We start from the raw sequence: 18,051 nt of genomic DNA on the forward strand, positions 1-18,051 counted from the left end.
CTCAGCCTGCCGTGCCTCAGGCCTGCTGCCCCTCAGCCCGCCGTGTGAGCCGTCAGCCGCGGTGACCACCGCGCGGCGGACGCGGCTTGCGCGGCCGGAAGGCGTGGAAGACACCCGGGCGCGGCTGCCCGTGGCCGCTGTAGGGGTAGGTGCTGACCGGGTTGGCCGGGCTCGCCCCCGAGACCTCACCGGGGTGCTGGACCGCGGCCAGCACCGTGTTGTCGTCCAGGTCGATGTAGGGGCCGCAGCACTCGGCGCCGACCGGCACCGAGAGGAACTGCTGCAGGTGACCGGCCTCGCGGCCCCGGACGGGATAGAGATACAGGCCGTCGCTGTTGCCCAGCGTGCCCGGCTGCCCGTCGGTCGAGATCCACAGGTTGCCCTGCGGGTCGAAGGCCACGTTGTCGGGGCAGCTGATCGGTGAGACGTCCTCGCGGTCATAGCCCAGGAAGTAGGCCGACGGGTCGCTCGGGTCGCCGGCCAGCAGCACGATGCGCCAGTGGAAGGTCAACCCCGTGTGGTCGTTGCCGTCCTCGGACATCTCGATGACGTGCCCGTGCTTGTTGCCCAGGCGTGGGTTGGCCTCGTCCAGATCGACCCGCTGGCTGTTGTTGGTCAGGGCAGCGTAGATCCGACCGTTGGTGAGGTTGGGCTCGACGTCCTCGGGGCGGTCCATCTTGGTGGGGCCGACCAGGTCCGCGGCCTGCCGCGTCCAGATCAGGACCTCCTCGACGGTCCAGCCCGGCACGTGCGAGGTGCCGTCGACGACCAGCGGCAGCCAGCTGCCGGTGCCGTCCCACTCGCCGTCCTCCATCCCGTCACCGACAAACTTGGCGACATAGAGATCGCCCTCGGAGAGCAGCGCCTTGTTGTGTTCCCGGTGCCCGTTGCCCTTGCGGTGCTTGTTCTTGGACACGAACTTGTAGATGTAGTCGTGGCGCTCGTCATCACCCATGTAGGCCACCACGTGGCCGCTGTCGGCGATGATGACGTTGGCGCCCTCGTGCTTGAACCGGCCGAGCGCCGTGTGCTTGACCGGGGTGGAGGTCGGGTCGGACGGGTCGACCTCCACGATCCAGCCGAAGCGGTTGACCTCGTGGGGCTCGGTGGCGACGTGGAAGCGGTCCTCGACGCGCTCCCAGCCGCGCCCGCCGCTGGTCAGGCCATAGCGTGCCAGCTTCTGGTCGGGGTCAGGGGCTCCGGTGGTGTCGAAGTACTGGTTGAAGTTCTCCTCGCCGGAGAGCACCGTGCCCCACGGGGTGACGCCGCCGGCGCAGTTGTTCAGGGTGCCGAGCACGAGGGCGCCGGTCGGGTCCTGCGAGGTCCGCATCGCCTCGTGTCCCGCTGCGGGCCCGTCAACGGTGAACGGCGTCCAGGTGTGGATGCGGCGGTTGGAGGCACCGCTGCGCACATACTCCCAGGCCTCGTGCTTGTTCTGGCGGCGCACGTTGACCACGGTCATCCCGTGGGCCGCCATGATGATCCGCAGCTGCTCGTCGGTGAGCTCGTCGGAGCCGCCCACCTCAAACATCAGCTCGTCGTTGGTGTATTCGTTGTTGAACACCAGCACTGCCTTGTTGCCACCGTTGCCGTTGCGGATCAGGGTGACGTAGTCGGCGTTGTAGCCGGCCTGCACCTGCTGGGCGTCGGCGGACTGGTTCCAGAAGTCGAACTCCGGTGCCTCGGTGGTGATCGGGTCGCCCCAGGAGATGATCGGCTCCCAGGTGAAGCCTCCCGGGACCGTGACGTTGTCGACCGTGCGCGGCGTGGGGGCGATCGCGGTGAACAGCCCACCACCGGGGTTCTTGGGCGCTGCCGCGGCGGGGGCAGCCGTGCCCAGGCTCGCGAGCCCCAGCACGGCGGCGCTCAGGCCGCCGGCCTTGAGGGCGTTCCTGCGGGACACCCGAGCATTCACGACCTCGCGGAAGGTCGGGTTGTCGGAGGTGTTGGGGATCTCGTGGAAACAGGCGTCCCCACAGCGATACTTGCAGGTCATCCGGTCGCGTCCGCCGTTGTGCACGGGGGTCAGCGACAGCAGGGGCAGGGAGCGACGGGTCGTCGGAGCGGTCACGGTCATCCTTTGAGTTCGGGGCAACGGGGCAGGACATGGGCCTCCAGTCAACGTAGGAGTGCCCGATGACTGGAGCAGCGACCGGTGGCCGAACTCTCGCGGACCAACACATGTCTCCTCGGCGACGAACAGGTCAGGACCGGGTATGCCGAGTGTCACCGTTAATCTGTCCCGGTGACTTCCTCCCGGGTTCAGCGTGTGTCTGCCGGTGTCTGGGCCATGGTGCCGTTCGCCGCCCTGCTCGGGGCGGCGACCCTGTGGCAGGCGCCGGCCCGCGTGCCGACCCACTGGAGCTCTGACCTGCCGGACGGGTTCAGCACCGGAGCCGGCGTCTTCACGGTGACCGTGTCGATCGCGGGATTCTGTGCGGTGGCGGCAGCGCTCGTCGCCGCCCTCGCAGTGGTGGTGCCTGCCCTGTGGAGCCGGTGGATCGTCACGGTGCTGGCCGGTGTGGCCGCCGCGGCCGCCGCGACCTATGGCGCGGCCGCCTGGGGCACGCACCTGGCCGGCACGGCGGAGAAGGTGCACGTGATCTGGTCGATCGCGCCGTTCGTGATCGGCATCCTGTGGGCCGTCGTGGCCTATCTGCTGCACCGCACCGAGCCGGTGGACCGGCAGGCCGTGATCGACACCGTGCCGGAGCGCTCGCGTGTCGTGCCGGTCCGCGGCGGGGACGTCGTGCCCTGGGCCACCGTGGCCCGGTCGGGGACCTTGTTCGGCACGGCGATCTTCGTCGCGGTCGTCCTGACCGTCACCACCGTGCTGGCGTGGATCAGCAGCCTGTGGCTCGGGCTCTTCGTGGCCGTCGTGTCAGTGGCCGCCGTTGCGTTCACGGCCGCCTGGTCCCGCGTGGAGATCCAGGTCGACGACGCGGGGCTGGTCCTGCAGTCCCTGGTGCTGCCGGTCCCGGTGCTGCGGGTCGCTGTTGAGGACGTCGTCGGAGTGGAGGTCGCCGACCTGGACCCGATGAAGTGGGGTGGCATCGGGCTGCGCTGGCTGCCGGACCGGTCCGCCTACATCGTCCGTGGTGGGCCGGGGATCGTGGTGCACCGGGCCTCGGGGCGGCGCCTGGGCATCGAGATCCCCGAGGGCGAGGAGGTCGCCGCTGCCGGCACCCACGCCCTGCTGCAGTCCGCCGGACGCGCGCTCGCGGCCGGTCGTGGCAGCACGGCTGGTTAATCCGTGCTGCTCAGACCCTCGGGTCGCTCCTCGTAGCGCTCGACCGACACCAGACAGTCATACTCGACCCGAAAGACGCACCACGTCGGCGTCGGCTCCGTGGGTGCCGGGAAGGGCACGTTGTCAGCGGTCCAGTGGGCCAGCTCCTCGACCAGCAGCACGCCCGGATCGGACTCGGCGAGTTCGTGCTGAGGCTCCAGCCGGATCCCGGAGCGGGTCAGCCAGCCCCGCATCAGGTCGTGACCATGACCTGTGCCCCGCGGACCGCCAACAGCCACCTCCGGGTGGCAGCAGGCGATCGCCCCCTCGATGTCCCCTGCATTGACGGCCTCGTGCCAGGCCGTCACCGTCTCCACGGGTGTGCGCATGGCATCCACTCTGGACTGCGACGGGCGCGAGCACAACCGCTGTGGCGCAGTCAGACTGCGGCGCCCTCGGCGGCCCGGGCGAGTCGACGGGAGCGGCCGCTCGAGACGACCGAGTCGACGGACAGGATGATCAGGGCCACCCAGACGAGGCCGAAGCCGACCCACCGGGAGGTCGGCATCACCTCGCCCAGCACGAGCACGCCGCCGAGGAGCTGCAGGACCGGTGCGATGAACTGCAGCAGCCCGATCGTGACCAGCGGGACCCGGTGCGCGGCAGCCGCAAAGAGCAGCAGGGGCACGGCGGTGATGACGCCGGTGAGCACCAGCAGGGTGGTGTGGCCCGCACCCTCGCCGACGAAGGTCTGCTGGTCGGTGACCCCCAGCCAGATGATGATGCCGACGGCCAGCGGCGCCATCACCACGGTCTCGCCCGTGAGGGACTGCACGGCCGACAGCGAGGAGCCAATGTGCTTCTTGATCAGGCCATAGGTCGCGAAGCTGAACGCCAGGGTCAACGAGATCCAGGGCAGGGTGCCGTAGTTGATGGTCAGATAGACACCGGCCACCAGACCGGCACCCACCGCGACCCACTGAGCGGGCCGCAGCCGCTCGCGCAGCAGCAGCACCCCCATGGCCACGGTCACCAGCGGGTTCAGGAAATAGCCGAGGGCTGCCTCCGTGACGTGCCCGGACATGACAGCCACGGTGTAGACCGTCCAGTTGATCGCGATCAGCGCCCCGGCTGCGGTCATCGTCAGCAGCAGCCGGCGGTCCCGGAACATGTCGATCGCCCAGCGCAGTTGCCCGGCCAGTGCGAGCAGGGCGCCGCAGATGAGCAGCGACCACAGCACCCGGTGCCCCAGCACCTCCCACGGGGTCGCGGGGATGAGGAGGGCGAAATAGAGCGGGAGGACGCCCCACAACAGATAGGCCAGGGCTCCGTATGCCGTCCCGCGCCAGACCTCGGCGGTGTCCGAGGCCGGCGTGTTCACCCCACGGTCCAGGTGTCTCCACCGCGCAGCAGCGCGGCCAGGTCCTCGTCGGCGGCGGGGCCGCCGGCGCTCGAGCGTGCGCCGTCCACCTGGGCGCGGACCTGGTCGTCGTAGGTCGGCTTGTTCACGGAGCGGAAGATGCCCATCGGCAGGTGCGTCATCGAGCCGTCGTCCAGCCGGGAGAGGGCGAAGGCGGCCGAGGGGTCGTCCGCCTCCGCGTCGTGCACGAGGACCGAGTTGGGGTCAGCGTCGGCCTCGGGGGCGACCGACAGTGTCCCGTCGTTGTCTCGCACCACGACGTGCTCGGCACCGGAGCGCACCGGCTCGCCGTGCGTCAGGTTCAGGACCCGCGCCTCCTTCTGGTCGCGGTCCTTGAGCAGCTGGAAGGCGCCGTCGTTGAAGATCGGGCAGTTCTGATAGATCTCCACCAGGGAGGTGCCCCGGTGCTCGGCTGCGGCCTTGAGGACCGTCGTCAGGTGCTTGCGGTCGGAGTCCATCGTGCGCGCCACGAAGGTGGCCTCGGCGCCGAGCGCCAGCGAGACCGGGTTGAAGGGGCGGTCCACCGATCCGACCGGGGTCGACTTGGTGACCGAGCCGACGTCCGAGGTGGGGGAGTACTGCCCCTTGGTCAGGCCGTAGATCTTGTTGTTGAACAGCAGGATCGTCAAGTTGACGTTGCGGCGCATCGCATGGATCAGGTGGTTGCCGCCGATGCTCAGCGCGTCACCGTCGCCGGTGATGACCCACACGGACAGGTCCTCCCGGCTGGTGGCCAGACCGGTCGCGATCGCCGGGGCCCGGCCATGGATGGAGTGCATGCCATAGGTGTCGAGATAGTAGGGAAAGCGTGAGGAGCAGCCGATGCCGGAGATGAAGACGATGTTCTCGCGGCGCAGCTCGAGGTCGGGCAGGAACCCCTGGACGGCCGCGAGGACGGCATAGTCGCCGCAGCCCGGGCACCAGCGCACCTCCTGGTCGGAGGTGAAGTCCTTCTTGGTCTGCTGGGGGGCATCCTCATCCACCCGCGGGACCCCGTGGGTCCCCGGCATGGGCAGGGCGGTGGTCATTTCTGCGCTCCTTCCGTGGGCTGCGCGAGGGCCGTGTGGATGACCTCTGCAAGGTCGGCCGCCGGGAACGGCAACCCGCGCACCGCGGTGTGTGACTGGACGTCCACCAGATAGGTCCCGCGCAGCAGCAGGGCCAGCTGGCCGAGGTTCATCTCCGGCACGATCACCCGGTCGTAGGCCCGCAGCACGTCACCGAGGTTGCGGGGGAACGGGTTGAGGTGACGCAGGTGCGCACGTGCCACCGAGGCTCCGGTGGCGCGGACCAGTCGGGTGGCCGCCGCGATCGGACCGTAGGTCGAGCCCCACCCGAGCACCAGGACGCGGGCCTGTCCCGACGGGTCGTCGACCTCCAGGTCTGCGATGGTGTCAGCGATGCCGTCGATCTTGGCCTGGCGCAGGCGCGTCATCTTGTCGTGGTTGTCCGGGTCGTAGGAGATATGACCGGTGACGTCGGCCTTCTCGATGCCTCCGATGCGGTGCTCCAGGCCGGCCGTGCCCGGCACGGCCCAGGGGCGGGCCAGCGTCTTCGGGTCACGCAGGAAGGGGTGGAAGACGGCCTTGCCGTCGGCGTCTGTGTCGTTGGGGCCGGTGGCGAACTCCACCTCCAGGTCGGGCAGGTCCTCCACGGACGGCACCTGCCAGGGCTCCGAGCCGTTGGCCAGATAGCCGTCGGAGAGCACGATGACCGGGGTGCGGTAGGTCGTCGCGATGCGCACCGCCTCCATCGCGATGTCGAAGCAGTCCGAGGGCGACTGCGGGGCGATCACCGCGACCGGGGACTCCCCGTTGCGGCCGTGGATGGCCTGGAGCAGGTCGGACTGCTCGGTCTTGGTCGGCAGACCGGTGCTCGGCCCGCCGCGCTGGATGTCCAGGATGATCAGGGGAAGCTCGGTGGAGACCCCGAGGCCGATGGTCTCGGCCTTGAGTGCCAGACCCGGGCCGGATGTTGACGTGATCCCCAGTGCACCACCGAAACTCGCGCCCAGCGCCATCCCCACCGCCGCGATCTCGTCCTCGGCCTGCAGGGTGGTCACGTCATAGCGCTTCATGCCGGACAGCGTGTGCAGGATGTCGGAGGCCGGGGTGATCGGATAGCTGCCCAGGACCATCGGCAGCCCCGAGCGCTGCGCCGCCGTCACCAGGCCCAGGGCCATCGCCGAGTTGCCGGTGATGGTGCGGTAGGTGCCCGGCGGCATGACAGCCGGAGCCACCTCGAAACGCACCGCGAAGTCCTCGGTGGTCTCGCCGTAGTTGAAGCCGGCGCGCAGGGCCGTCAGGTTAGCCTCGAGGATCTCCGGAGCCTTGGCGAACTTGGCGCGCAGGAAGGCCTCGGTGCCCTCCAGCGGACGGGAGTACATCCACGACAGCAGCCCGAGGGCGAGCATGTTCTTGGCCCGCTCCTTCTCCTTGCGGGTTAGGTCAAACTGCGCGAGCGCCTCCACCGTGATCGAGGTCAGTGCGATCTCGTGCACGTGCCAGGACTCCAGGCTGCCGTCCTCGACCGGGCTGGCGGCATAGCCGACCTTGGCCAGGTTGCGCTTGGAGAACTCGTCGGTGTTGACGATGATCGTGCTGCCTCGTGGCAGATCCGGCAGATTGGCCATCAGCGCCGCTGGGTTCATCGCCACGAGGACGTCCGGCTGGTCGCCGGGCGTGAGCACATCGTGGTCGGCGAAGTGCAGCTGGAAGCTGGAGACGCCGGGCAGAGTGCCCGCGGGGGCGCGGATCTCGGCCGGGAAGTTGGGCAGGGTGGACAGGTCGTTGCCCAGGGCCGCAGTCTCGGAGGTGAAGCGGTCTCCGGTTAGTTGCATCCCGTCACCCGAGTCGCCGGCGAACCGGATCACCACACGGTCCAACCGTTGCAGGGGCTTGCTGCTCATCGCGGGGATGTCACCAGATCTCGTCGCGCGGATACGTCCTTCCCATGGTAGGCCCGTTCGTGGCGGGGAGTGCCCTCTGGCTAATGTTTGTGTGATGAGGGGAACAGTTGCGATCGCCTGTGCCGCTGTGCTGCTGACGGCGGGGTGCAGCACCGGGGGCGACCCCAGCGAGGAGGCCGGCGTCGGCGAGGTGACGCAGACCGCGTCAGGGAGCGGACCGGACGCGTCGCAGGAGAGCCTCCCGGTCACGACGGCTCCCGACGACGGTGCAGGCGCGACGTCGACGGCGGCTCCGGCTCCACCGACGGACCTGGGGGCACTGGACGGCCCACTGAGGGAGGCGAGCCAGTGGGTGCTGGACCAGCTGGCACCTGGCGCCACCGGGCCCAGCGCCGAGGAGGCTGAGGCGCGTTTTGCGTCCGACTTTCTCGACCAGGTGCCGGCCGACCAACTTGAGCTGGTGTTCGCGACCTTCCGCGAGGGGGCGCCGCTGACGTTGACCGGGGTCGAGGACGTGCAGGAGCACCCGGACGGGTCCGCGGGCACCGTGTTGACGCTCTCCGGTGACGACCCGATCCGGCTGTCGATCAGGGTCGACGCGGACGGCCTGATCTCCGGTCTCCTGCTGCAACCAGGCACCCCGTCCGACCTCCCCGAGGTCAGCTCGTGGGACGGGCTGGACGGACAGTTCGCGGCCCTGGGCGGCACCAACCAGGTGTTTGTCGGTGAGGTCGCCGACGGTGCCTGCGAGACCGTCCACCAGACCAGCGACCAGCCTGAGCCAGCCCCGTCGGGGTCGGTCTTCAAACTCATCGTGCTCTCCGCCGTGGTCGAGGCCATCGGCGCCGGAGAGCTCACGTGGGACGAGGACCTCACGATCGTCCCGGAGCTGAAGAGCCTGCCCACCGGCGAGCTGCAGGACCGAGCCGACGGATCCACCGTCCCGGTGCGTGAGGCCGCCGGCCTGATGATCTCGATCAGCGACAACACCGCCACCGACCTGCTGATGGACGCCGTCGGACCGGAGCGGCTGCAGGCAGCCGTGGAGCGGGTCAGTGACGACCCGGACCGGCTGACGCCGCTGCTCAGCACCCGCCAGCTCTTCCAGCTCGGGTGGAATGCCCCCGAGGTGCGGGAGCAGTGGGCGCAGGCCGACGTCAGCGAGCGCGAGCAGCTGGTGCAGGAGTTGCCCGAGGACCTGAGTGCCCTGCAGGGCAACCCGTTCGCCGTCAATGAGGTCCTCTGGCCAGAGGGTGTCGGCTGGTTCCTCACCGGCGAGGAGATCTGCACGGCCCACGCCGTCCTGCAGGACCAGGCCGACACGGAGGCGGGTCAGCCGGTGCGCGACATCCTGAGCGCCAACCCCGGCCTGCCCGTGCCCGAGGGCGCCACCTACCAGGGGTTCAAGGGTGGCTCCGTGCCCGGCGTGCTGGCCTACAGCTTCTATGTGGAAGACGGCGAGGAGGGCGCTGGCACGGTGCTGAGCGTTCAGATCTCCCACGAGCGGGCCATCATGGCCAACAGTTTCACCGAGCTCACCCAATCGGCGCTGGGGCTGCTGGTCACGCCGTGACGTCCGTGCCTGCGGGCGTTGACCGGCTGTGGTGCCCGACGAGGGGTGTCGGTCGTCCGTGACAGGCTGACGCCATGATCCGCACGATCGCCGTCCAGGGGTATCGCTCGGTCCGGGACCTGACCCTCGAGCTCGACGGACTCGATGTGGTGACCGGCGCCAACGGGGCCGGCAAGTCCAATCTCTATCGCGCCCTGAGACTGTTGGCCGGTTGCGCGGACGGATCCGTCGTCGGTGCCATCGCCCGCGACGGCGGACTCGCGTCCCTGTTGTGGGCCGGCATGGAGCGACCGACCAAGAGCGTCCTGTCCGGCGACTCGCCGGCCCAGGGGACCGTGCGCAAGGGGCCCGTTGGTCTCCGACTGGGTTATGCGAGTGACGAGCTGGGTTATCTGGTCGACCTCGGGATCCCGCCACCTGGCCACAGTCCGTTCGTGAATGACCCCGAGCTCAAGCGTGAGCAGATCTTCCATGGCGCCGTCGCTCGGCCCGGCAGCCTGTTGGTCGATCGACGCGGGGCGAGCGTCCGGGTCCGGGATGACACCTGGCGCACCCTGGACTGGCAGGTGCTGCCGCACCAGTCCGTGCTCGCGGAGGCGGCCGGCGTGGAGAACGCACCAGAGATCGTGTCAGTCCGGGACAGCATCCGGTCCTGGCGCTTCTATGACCACTTCAGGACCGACCCGGAGGCCCCAGCCCGCCAGCCGTGCGTCGGCACCGTCTCGCCCGTGCTGGACGCAGACGGTGCCAACCTGCCTGCAGCCCTGGCCACCATCGAGTTCCAGGGTGATGGCGAGGGGGTGGGCCGCGCGGTGCAGGATGCCTTCCCGGGGTCGTCGCTGACCCTCGACACCCTTGACGACGGCCGGGTCAGGGTGCTGTTGCGCCAGCCCGGGCTCCTCCGTCCGCTCGACCTCGGGGAGGTCTCGGACGGGACCTTGCGTTATCTGTTGCTCGTGGCGGCGCTGAAGACCACGCGGCCGCCCGGGTTGATGGTGCTCAACGAGCCGGAGACCAGCCTGCACCGTGACCTGATCCCCGCGCTCGCGGGACTGATCGCCGAGGTGGCGGCGACCACACAGGTGATCGTGGTGACCCACGCGCCGGACCTGATCGCTGAGCTCATCCGCCGCGGAGCCTGTCGTCACGAGTTGGTCAAGGATGCCGGTGGCACGTCCGTGGAGGGGTCAGGTGGCCTGCTGGACGGAGCCCGCTGGTCCTGGCCCACGCGCTGACCGGGCGGTTGCCTCAACGCTCACCAGCCCGGTCACCGCAGCACTCACCAGCCCGGTCACCGCAGCACTCACCAGCCGGCCACGGCAGGGACTGCCTTGCCGGGGTCACAATCTGGCCAGCAACTCCAGGATCGCGTGCGGCATGCTCGGGGGCAGCGGATCATCCGGGTCGAACGGGTCCGTGGGCCCGGTCGGGTCCGGGTCAAAGCCGGTCGGTTCCGGGTCGAAGCCAGTCGGGTCCGGTTCGGTCGGCTCCGGGTCGGTGGTGGGCGGCGGGGTCGTCGGAGGCGGGGTTGTCGGAGGCGGGGTCGTCGGCTCCGGGTCGGTCGTGGGCGGCGGGGTCGTCGGAGGTGGCGGCGGCGGAGGTGGCGGCGTGTAGGGCGGGGGGGTGTAGGGAGGCGGGTCATCCGGCGGAGGAGTGTAGGGCGGCGGGTCGTCCGGCGGGGGAGTGTAGGGCGGCGGGTCGACCGGCGGTGCCTCACCGGTCGGCTCCTCGGTCGGCTGGGTCGCGGTCGGCAGGGTCGGCTGCAGGATCTCCGGGGGTGTGGTCGGCTCGACCGGTGCCAGCTCGACACCGAACGTCTCCACCTGCACGATCTGTGCCCAGCGGGCAGCGCCCGCCAGGTTGACCGAGAGTGGGTCCCGGGTCGACACCGTCAGCTCGGTGAGGTCCTCATCCTCGAAGACCTCCGCGATGTCGATGACTGGCACATCGGAGTCCTGCGCCCACTCCCGGGTCAGGTCGATCAACTGATCGGCACCGTCCTGACGAGGGGGTTGCACCACGGCGTAGGCCTCGGCGCCAGTCGTGTCCTGCAGCGCAGACCACAACTCGTCGAGGTCACTCTCCAGATCCTCGTCGGTGTTTGACCGGCCGAAGTTGATGAGCACGACGTCGGTGCCCGACGGCACATAGGCGCCGATGCGCTCGGCGGCGTAGTCGGGGGTGCCACCGACCAGGCTCGCGTTGAAGATGCTGACCGAGGACTCACCCTCGCCCAGGAGGGTCGGGTCGCCGTATTCCGTCGGGTCGGAAGCAGTCGGGGTGAGGTATTCGACGGTGCGCTCGGTGGCCAGCAACTCTGCCCAGGCCCGCACCCAGTCGGCGGGGTCGGTGCCGGTCTGGTCGCCGAGCACGACAATGGTCAGATCCTCCCCGTCCTCGAACCGCTCGCTCAGGTCGGGGCCATCACTGGTCGCCGTGTTCATGTCCGCGGTGGGCGGCGGCATCAGCGTGGGGGTGGCCGTGCGGGAGGCCGTGTCGTCGACGGAGTCCGGCTGAGGACCCTGGCTGGTGGGAGCCGCGTCGTCGGGTTTGAACAGGTCAGTCACGCTGCGGCTGGAGGTCGCCATGACCAGCACTGCCACCAACAAAATGTTGACCAGGATGATCACCAGCCCCAAGCTGGCACCACGAACTCTGCGCGTCGTCACCTGTTAGTCGTCTCTCATGATCACATATACCCCGGAAGAGCGTAGCGCAGGCTGGGCCAGGACGACGCATCCTCAACCTGTGGCCAGGTGGGCTCGTGGGGCGAGTGAGACACACGCCACGATGCTTTAGGGCGTGGTTTCGTCCCCGTCGCCCTGCCGGGGCCGCTCTGATTTCGGGGACGCGTCGCGCTGCGGCTTCTCGCTCGGCCCGGACGTGCCAGCCTTCTTGGGCTTGCCGCTCTTGCCGGCCTTGCCACTCTTGGCCGCCTTGTCGGCCTTCGTCGCCTTGGCCAGGGCCTCGGCCATCGCGGCGCCCTTGGCGCTCTCCTGGCGCAGGATCTTCTCCGCCACGTCGTGCTTGCCGTTCGCGACGTTCCAGGCCCACCACCGATACATGGTGGCGGTCTCCTTGGCTGGCCCGTCCTGGACGAGCTCACCGTGGTGCAGCCAGATGGCCCGGGTGCAGGTCTGCTCCACGGTCTGCCCGGAGTGGGTGACGAGGAAGACGGTGCCAGCCTGCTCCCGGATCTGGTCCATGCGCTCCTCGGCACGGTTGCGGGACGTCTCGTCGCCGGTGGCCAGGGCCTCGTCGATCAACAGGATCTCCGGCTGGCTCGCTGCGGCAATGGCGAAGCGCAGGCGTGAGCCCATGCCGGCGGAGTAGGTTTTCATCGGGCGGTGGATCGCCGGCCCCAGGTTGGCCTGGGAGATCACCAAGTCGATGGCGTCCTCGAGGTCCTCGCGGAAGAAACCCATGGCCAGCAGGCCGAGCCGGGCGTTGGCCAGACCGGAGAGCTCGGGCTGCAGCGCAGCATTGACACCGAGCAGGATCGGCTGTGCTGTTGCCTTGACCGCCCCGCGCGTGGGGACATCGAGGCCGGCGATGAGCCGCAGCAGGGTGCTCTTGCCCGACCCGTTGATGCCGATGACCCCGATGGACTCGCCGGAGTGCGCGGTGAAGGAGACCTGCTTCAGAGCCTCCAGTTTGACCATGGGGCGCCACCCGAAGCGGGCCAGGGCACGCGGCACAGGTCCGAGATCCTTGAGCTTCTCCAGGCTCGGCACCTTGAAGGTGCGGCTGACCCGGTCGACGACGACGGTCGGATGGCCCTTACTGCTGCTGGGCATAACTCTCCTCCCCCTGCCAGAAATAGAGGAAGGCCATCAGGGGGGTGACGACCGCCCAGGCCCCCAGGATCATCCAGCTGCGCGCATCCGGAACGGTGTTGGAGAGCAGGATGTCGCGGGACATCTCCAGGACGAGATACATCGGGTTGGCCTGCAGGACCGCGAGCCAGAACTCGTGCTGGACGAACCGCGTGATCGGGAAGATGACGCCCGAGCCATAGAACCAGAGCCTGGTCAGGAAGCCGAGGAAGAACTTCAGGTCCGGCAGGGCCGATCCCAGACGGGCGCAGTAGAGGACCACGCCGGCGTTGAACAGGGCCTGGAGCAGGAAGACGACGGGGAAGAGCACCCAGGTCCAGCCGGGCTCCACGGGATGGTCGTTGGGGGCCAGGACGATGAGGAGGAGGAACATCGTGGCCAGGACCGGGGCCATGGAGAGGATCTCGCGAGTGAGTACGGCCAGCGGGATGGACGCCCGCGGGAACGAGAACGACTGCAGCAGGTTGCGACTGGAGATCATTGCGGAGACCGATGAGTTCGTGGCTCGCGTCGTGAACGTGAACATGAAGATGCCGATGAGCAGGAAGCCCACGAAGTTGTCCATGCCGCGATCAACCTTGAGGATCAGGGCAAAAATGATGTAGTAGGTCAGGCCGTCCAGGATCGGCTTGCCGATCAGCCACAGGTTGCCCAGGAGATAGTCGCGGTTGCCGGAAAAGGCACGTGCTCGCGAGTCGGCATAGATGAAGTGCCGACGCTGCCAGAGGTCATGCAGGTAGATGCCGAGCGGCGGTCGTCGGCCGATGGTGCGCAACTTCGGGGCGACGGTCGCGACCGAGACGTCTGGGTCGAACCCTGCTCCGGCCCCGGAGCCGTCTCTGGGACCGTCCATGGGGCCGCTGCTGCGCGTCACGCCCTGCTCACCTCCCGATAGATCTGCTGGTATCTGTCCACCAACTTGGGCCAGGTGTGGAGCCTGGCCTGCTGGCGTCCCGCCTCGGTCAGGGACCGGCGCAGGGCGTCATCGGTCGCCAATCGTTGCACGGCCTGGGCCAACTCCTGCGGAGCACCAGGATTCACCACGAGCCCAGTGTGCCCGTCCGAGACGATCTCGGTCAGGGCCGGCAGCGCGCTCACGATAACTGGTCGGCCGGCGCCCATGGCCTCCATCACCTTCAGGGGTGGCACCAGCTGGGTCACCTCGTGGCGCTGTCGAGGGACCGCGACTACGTCGAGGCGGGCCAGCCACCTGCGAGCCTGGGGGCGGGGCAGGCGCCCGGGCAGGTGCACCACGTCAGTCAGTCCCAGTCGCTCGACCTGGCGGGCCAGCTCGGGCCAGGCCAGACCATCGCCGACGATGGCCGCCCTCACGTCGGTGCCGGCGGCTCGGGCCAGGGCCACGGCCTCGAGCAGCACCGAGAGACCCTCGTAGTGGACGACGGAGGTCACTGCTCCGACCCAGATGCCCTCACGGGGGAGCCCGTCCTGCTCGCGGACGCCCGCAGCGTCCTCCGGCAGGTCCAGGACCTCCTCGCCGATCCCGTTGGGAACGACGGTGATGCGGTCGGCGGCGACACCGCGGGCGATGAGATCTGCCCGCATCGGTCCCGACAGGGTGATGACGTGGTCGGCAGCCGCGGCGACCTCGGCCTCGCGGGCTCGCCACAGGGCGTAGCGACCGCTCGCATAGGGATCGGGGTCTCCGGCGTTGGCTCGTCGGGAGGCCCACGTCCGCTCCAGTTGTCCGCGGACCTCATGGACCCAGGGCAGGCCGAGGGCGGTGGCAGCAGACTGGGCGGCCAGCCCTGTCGGATAGTGCGTGGTCGAGTGCAGGTGCGTGACCTGCTCACGGCTGGCGAGGGCGACCAGATCAGCGGCCCACTGGTCGACGCGCTCGGCCTCCCCGGGGTGCATCGGCAGCGGCATGCTGCGGTGATAGGTGATCCCGTCGAGGGTGTCCTGCGGTCCCGAGCGCCACTTGCCGATCGTGGCGGGATAGCCGGGGCGGGTCATGGCCGTGACGGCCAGACCCGCGAGCTGCTGCGAGGTGAGGATGTCGTGGCTGCGCATCGTGTAGCCCGACCGGGTCCAGGGCAACGAGTTGGTCAGCACGTGCAGCACGTGGGGTGTGCCGTCGGCCGCCCAGGTGCGAACGGCCGGTGGAGCAGGCCGGGGCCCTGGCTCCAGGGCCGCGATGTCACCGAGCGCGCGGCGGCGCTGGCGTGCTGAGCTGTCGGTCGCCGCCGAGCCGGCCGTCGCAAGGTCGCCGGTCAGCCATCCCCACCGTGCCGCGTGGCTCGCCGAGTCCGACGAGGGGGGCAGGCCGGCATGCAGGGCCAGGGCATCGCCCAGACGACCGTGCCGACCGGTGGACAGCAACTCTCGGGCCGCTGCCGGCTGGTCCATCAGCAGGTGACCCCACGCAGCGAGCGTCGTGCTCCCCGAGCGCCCCACGACCGTGCCCAACCGCGTGCGCACGGGCGCTGGCAGGGTGCGTCCGGCCTGCACCGCGAACCAGGTGGGGTCGTCGAGGGCGAGGGATCCGGCGGCGGCGAGGACAGCGCTGGCGTGGGTGATCCGCTGGCGCAGGGTCGAGATCACCGGTGTGCCGCCGCGAGGGCCCGCAAAATCTCCAGATAGTCGCTCGCAACCCGGGACTCCTCGGCATACTCGTGCACCCAGGCCCGCATCTGCGGCTGATCCGGCTCGGCGGGGAGCTGCCGGGCCAGGGCGATCCACTGCCGGGCGAGCGCCTCAGCGTCGCCGGGAGGCGTGGCGAACCCGGCGCCCGTCGTGGTCACGATCCGAGCCGCCTCGCCGTCCACCGAGGCCGAGACGTGGATCCCGAGGTGGAGGGCCTCATAGAGCTTGGAGGGGACAGTCATCCGCAGGGCGGGCCACTCACGCAGCATGATCAGGAAGGTGTCGGCCCACCGATAGTGCAGATGGATCTGGTCGCGGGACTGGGCGCCGCGCACCGTCACTGGCACGCCGAGCGCCTCGGCGGTCTGCTGCACCCGGTTCTTGCCTGCTCCGGTGCCGATGACTCGCATGGCCACATCGATGCCAGCGTCCTGGACGATCCGCAGTGCGCGGACAGCCGTCTCAAGGCCCTGGGCGCGGCCGACCGTGCCGACATAGACGATGCGCAGTTGTCCGTCAGGTTGGCGCGGCTGGTGATCGGTGTAGTTCGGCAGGGGGTGCGCCGTGTTGCGGACAACATCAACATTGGTCACACCGCGGCCCTGCAGGACCTCTGCGAAGGTCGAGGTGGTGGTGACGACGTAGTCGGCCGAGCGCTGCATCACCGTGATGAACCGGGCAGCGACGTGCGCGACAGCGTGCTTGACATGCTGGTGTGCACGGACCTCTCCACCCTCCCAGCGGTCGACCACGGCCAGCAGGTCGGGCCAGGCGTCGCGGACCTCCAGCAGGAGTGGGCGGCGCAGGACGCGGGCCAGCACCCAGCCAGCCATCAGCGTGGGCAGGGCAGGAGCCGTGGCCACGATCACGTCTGGCGTCAGGTCGCGGTGTCTCAGGACCGTGAGGACCGAGGATGCTGCGGAGGTCAGTTGGTCCCACAGGATCGAGCCGATCCGTCCGGACGTCGGGCGGAAGCGCACCCGGTGCACGGTCTCGCCGTGGCGGCCCTGCTCGGTGCTGCCCGCCCCCTCGCCCTCATAGGTGTCCAGCAGCCGGCCCAGCGGGTAGTGGGGTGGGGGAGCGACCACGTCGACCTGGTGGCCCGCTCGGACGAACTCACGCACCAGGCTGGACCAGCGCAATTGCGGTGGCCCGGTCTCCGGGTCGTAATAGTGGGTCAGGAGGAGGATCCGCAATCCCTCGAACCTTCCCGTTGGCTGCTGACGTCGATGCTGCTGGGCGGGGTCACTCTAACCGTCCGCGCGCGAGAAGGTGCGCACGGCGTGCCACGGCATACGGACTCTTGACCTGCCGTGGAGATGGCACCGATCCAGGCGTGCGCCAACGGGCACGCCCGCGAGCCTGCCCGGCTCCTGCCGCTGAGGGGGCTCGCGCGTTAGGCTCCACCTGATGACCGACTACCTCGTGGTGCTCGCTGTGACCGTGACCGGGATCCTCCTGGTCGTGGCCGCTGCCGGTGCCCGACGGGTGCTGGCACCGCACGACCCGCAGCCCCGCAAACTGACGACCTACGAGTCCGGGGTCGACCCGGTCGGTGCCGGGTGGAGCCAGGGCGCGGTGCGTTATGTCATCTTCGCGCTGCTCTATGTGGTCTTTGCCGTCGACGTGGTCTATCTCTTCCCCTGGGCGCTGGTGCTGCGCAGTGAGATCGGCGCGGCGTCGCTGGTCGAGATGGCCATCTTCCTCGGCGTGATCCTGGTGGGGCTGGGGCACGTGTGGCGGCGCGGTCTGCTGAGGTGGGTCTGATGACCGTCGACCTGCCCACCCCCCGCGTCGGACGCGCGGCAGAGGCTGCCCCGGACGCCGTGCGCGTCGTCCTCAACTGGGGGCGCCGCTACAGCCTGTGGGTGTTCAACTTTGGTCTGGCCTGCTGTGCCATCGAGTTCATTGCCGCCTCCATGGCGCGGCACGACTTCATCCGCCTGGGCGTGATCCCCTTCGCCCCCGGCCCGCGCCAGTCCGACCTGATGGTGGTCTCCGGCACCGTCACCGACAAGATGGCGCCCTCGATCCGGCGGCTCTATGACCAGATGCCGGAGCCCAAATACGTCATCTCCTACGGCGCCTGCTCCAACTCCGGTGGCCCCTACTGGGACTCCTACTCGGTCACCAAGGGCGTCGACCAGATCATCCCGGTTGACGTCTACGTGCCGGGTTGCCCGCCCCGTCCTGAGGCACTGCTGCACGGCATCCTGACGCTGCAGGAGCAGATCGCCGCAGAGACCCCCGGCCGGGCGAGGGCTGGGTCACGACCCAGGCCGTATGCCGAGGTGCCGGCCTCCGCCGGCGAGGTCACCCGAGGCCTCCTGTCACCCCCCGACACCACCCCACCGAGCGCGTCGGGTGGCGAAAAAACCACCCCACCGAGCGCGTCAGATGGCGAAAAAACCACCCCACCGAGCGCGTCGGATGGCGACGAAACCACCCCACCGAGCGCGTCGGGTGGCGACGAAACCACCC

At 69.4% G+C, this 18,051-nt stretch carries 14 protein-coding genes and 1 pseudogene; 5 read left to right on the forward strand and 10 right to left on the reverse strand.

Features of this window, described 5'->3' with window-relative positions:
* Window positions 1-52: 52 nt before the first annotated feature.
* Window positions 53-2,077, reverse strand: coding sequence for a PhoX family protein (locus NF556_RS04030; RefSeq protein ID WP_425607062.1), 2,025 nt, complete (start codon window positions 2,075-2,077; stop codon window positions 53-55).
* Between the two features lie 168 nt (window positions 2,078-2,245).
* Between NF556_RS04030 and NF556_RS04035 the strand changes: the two genes are divergently transcribed.
* The gene (locus NF556_RS04035; RefSeq protein ID WP_252594221.1) at window positions 2,246-3,250 is read left to right on the forward strand and encodes a hypothetical protein; all 1,005 of its coding nucleotides are present in this window, start codon (window positions 2,246-2,248) and stop codon (window positions 3,248-3,250) included.
* On the opposite strand, the gene NF556_RS04040 is transcribed toward NF556_RS04035, so the two are convergent.
* The 4 genes from NF556_RS04040 to NF556_RS04055 are packed head-to-tail and all read right to left on the reverse strand — an operon-like array spanning window position 3,247 to window position 7,557.
* Window positions 3,247-3,618 (reverse strand): nuclear transport factor 2 family protein, encoded by a 372-nt coding sequence (locus NF556_RS04040; protein WP_252594222.1) that lies wholly within the window; start codon window positions 3,616-3,618, stop codon window positions 3,247-3,249. The genes NF556_RS04035 and NF556_RS04040 overlap by 4 nt on opposite strands.
* Window positions 3,619-3,668: 50 nt before the next feature.
* A complete protein-coding gene (rarD, locus tag NF556_RS04045) occupies window positions 3,669-4,610 on the reverse strand; it encodes an EamA family transporter RarD (protein WP_252594223.1) in 942 nt (313 codons plus the stop codon).
* Entirely contained in the window at window positions 4,607-5,677 is a 1,071-nt protein-coding gene (locus NF556_RS04050; protein WP_252594224.1) for a 2-oxoacid:ferredoxin oxidoreductase subunit beta, read from the reverse strand. Before NF556_RS04050 ends, rarD begins: the two co-directional genes overlap by 4 nt.
* Window positions 5,674-7,557, reverse strand: coding sequence for a 2-oxoacid:acceptor oxidoreductase subunit alpha (locus NF556_RS04055; RefSeq protein ID WP_252594225.1), 1,884 nt, complete (start codon window positions 7,555-7,557; stop codon window positions 5,674-5,676). The genes NF556_RS04050 and NF556_RS04055 overlap by 4 nt, the downstream gene beginning before the upstream one ends.
* Window positions 7,558-7,651: 94 nt before the next feature.
* On the opposite strand from NF556_RS04055, the gene NF556_RS04060 reads away from it, so the two are divergent.
* Window positions 7,652-9,130, forward strand: a complete 1,479-nt coding sequence (locus NF556_RS04060) for a serine hydrolase (RefSeq protein WP_252594226.1) — start codon at window positions 7,652-7,654, stop codon at window positions 9,128-9,130.
* Window positions 9,131-9,204: 74 nt separating this feature from the next.
* Complete coding sequence (locus NF556_RS04065) at window positions 9,205-10,365, forward strand: AAA family ATPase (protein ID WP_252594227.1); 1,161 nt, start codon at window positions 9,205-9,207, stop codon at window positions 10,363-10,365.
* A 105-nt stretch (window positions 10,366-10,470) separates the two neighbouring features.
* On the opposite strand, the gene NF556_RS04070 is transcribed toward NF556_RS04065, so the two are convergent.
* The 5 genes from NF556_RS04070 to NF556_RS04090 all read right to left on the reverse strand — a co-directional run bounded on the left by NF556_RS04070 (window position 10,471) and on the right by NF556_RS04090 (window position 16,766).
* A complete protein-coding gene (locus NF556_RS04070) occupies window positions 10,471-11,769 on the reverse strand; it encodes an SGNH/GDSL hydrolase family protein (protein ID WP_252594228.1) in 1,299 nt (432 codons plus the stop codon).
* 156 nt (window positions 11,770-11,925) lie between these two features.
* Window positions 11,926-12,927: an ABC transporter ATP-binding protein gene (locus tag NF556_RS04075; RefSeq protein ID WP_252594229.1), complete on the reverse strand. Its 1,002-nt coding sequence runs from the start codon at window positions 12,925-12,927 to the stop codon at window positions 11,926-11,928.
* Window positions 12,911-13,819, reverse strand: coding sequence for an ABC transporter permease (locus tag NF556_RS04080; RefSeq protein WP_252594230.1), 909 nt, complete (start codon window positions 13,817-13,819; stop codon window positions 12,911-12,913). The genes NF556_RS04075 and NF556_RS04080 overlap by 17 nt, the downstream gene beginning before the upstream one ends.
* A gap of 17 nt (window positions 13,820-13,836) precedes the next feature.
* Complete coding sequence (locus NF556_RS04085) at window positions 13,837-15,528, reverse strand: glycosyltransferase family 4 protein (protein ID WP_252594231.1); 1,692 nt, start codon at window positions 15,526-15,528, stop codon at window positions 13,837-13,839.
* A complete protein-coding gene (locus tag NF556_RS04090; protein WP_252594232.1) occupies window positions 15,525-16,766 on the reverse strand; it encodes a glycosyltransferase family 4 protein in 1,242 nt (413 codons plus the stop codon). Before NF556_RS04090 ends, NF556_RS04085 begins: the two co-directional genes overlap by 4 nt.
* Before the next feature lie 214 nt (window positions 16,767-16,980).
* Here NF556_RS04090 and NF556_RS04095 point away from each other — a divergent pair, with 214 nt between their 5' ends.
* Together NF556_RS04095 and NF556_RS04100 are read left to right on the forward strand one after the other, a co-directional pair.
* Window positions 16,981-17,337 carry an NADH-quinone oxidoreductase subunit A gene (locus NF556_RS04095; protein WP_252594233.1) on the forward strand — a complete coding sequence of 119 codons (357 nt, stop codon included), beginning with the start codon at window positions 16,981-16,983 and terminating at the stop codon, window positions 17,335-17,337.
* A pseudogene (locus tag NF556_RS04100) lies at window positions 17,337-17,912 on the forward strand (NADH-quinone oxidoreductase subunit B); the annotation flags it as partial. The gene NF556_RS04095 and the pseudogene NF556_RS04100, both read left to right, overlap by 1 nt.
* Window positions 17,913-18,051 lie beyond the last annotated feature (139 nt).

Origin of the sequence: Ornithinimicrobium faecis (assembly GCF_023923225.1) — a bacterium.
Classification (GTDB): domain Bacteria; phylum Actinomycetota; class Actinomycetes; order Actinomycetales; family Dermatophilaceae; genus Ornithinicoccus; species Ornithinicoccus faecis.

What these genes read in the sequence shown, in the direction of transcription:
- NF556_RS04030 (WP_425607062.1), bottom strand. Translation starts at nt 2,077, where the DNA reads ATGACCGTGACCGCTCCGACGACCCGTCGCTCCCTGCCCCTGCTGTCG.
- NF556_RS04040 (WP_252594222.1), bottom strand. Translation starts at nt 3,618, where the DNA reads ATGCGCACACCCGTGGAGACGGTGACGGCCTGGCACGAGGCCGTCAAT.
- NF556_RS04050 (WP_252594224.1), bottom strand. Translation starts at nt 5,677, where the DNA reads ATGACCACCGCCCTGCCCATGCCGGGGACCCACGGGGTCCCGCGGGTG.
- NF556_RS04055 (WP_252594225.1), bottom strand. Translation starts at nt 7,557, where the DNA reads ATGAGCAGCAAGCCCCTGCAACGGTTGGACCGTGTGGTGATCCGGTTC.
- NF556_RS04060 (WP_252594226.1), top strand. Translation starts at nt 7,652, where the DNA reads ATGAGGGGAACAGTTGCGATCGCCTGTGCCGCTGTGCTGCTGACGGCG.
- NF556_RS04065 (WP_252594227.1), top strand. Translation starts at nt 9,205, where the DNA reads ATGATCCGCACGATCGCCGTCCAGGGGTATCGCTCGGTCCGGGACCTG.
- NF556_RS04075 (WP_252594229.1), bottom strand. Translation starts at nt 12,927, where the DNA reads ATGCCCAGCAGCAGTAAGGGCCATCCGACCGTCGTCGTCGACCGGGTC.
- NF556_RS04080 (WP_252594230.1), bottom strand. Translation starts at nt 13,819, where the DNA reads ATGGACGGTCCCAGAGACGGCTCCGGGGCCGGAGCAGGGTTCGACCCA.
- NF556_RS04095 (WP_252594233.1), top strand. Translation starts at nt 16,981, where the DNA reads ATGACCGACTACCTCGTGGTGCTCGCTGTGACCGTGACCGGGATCCTC.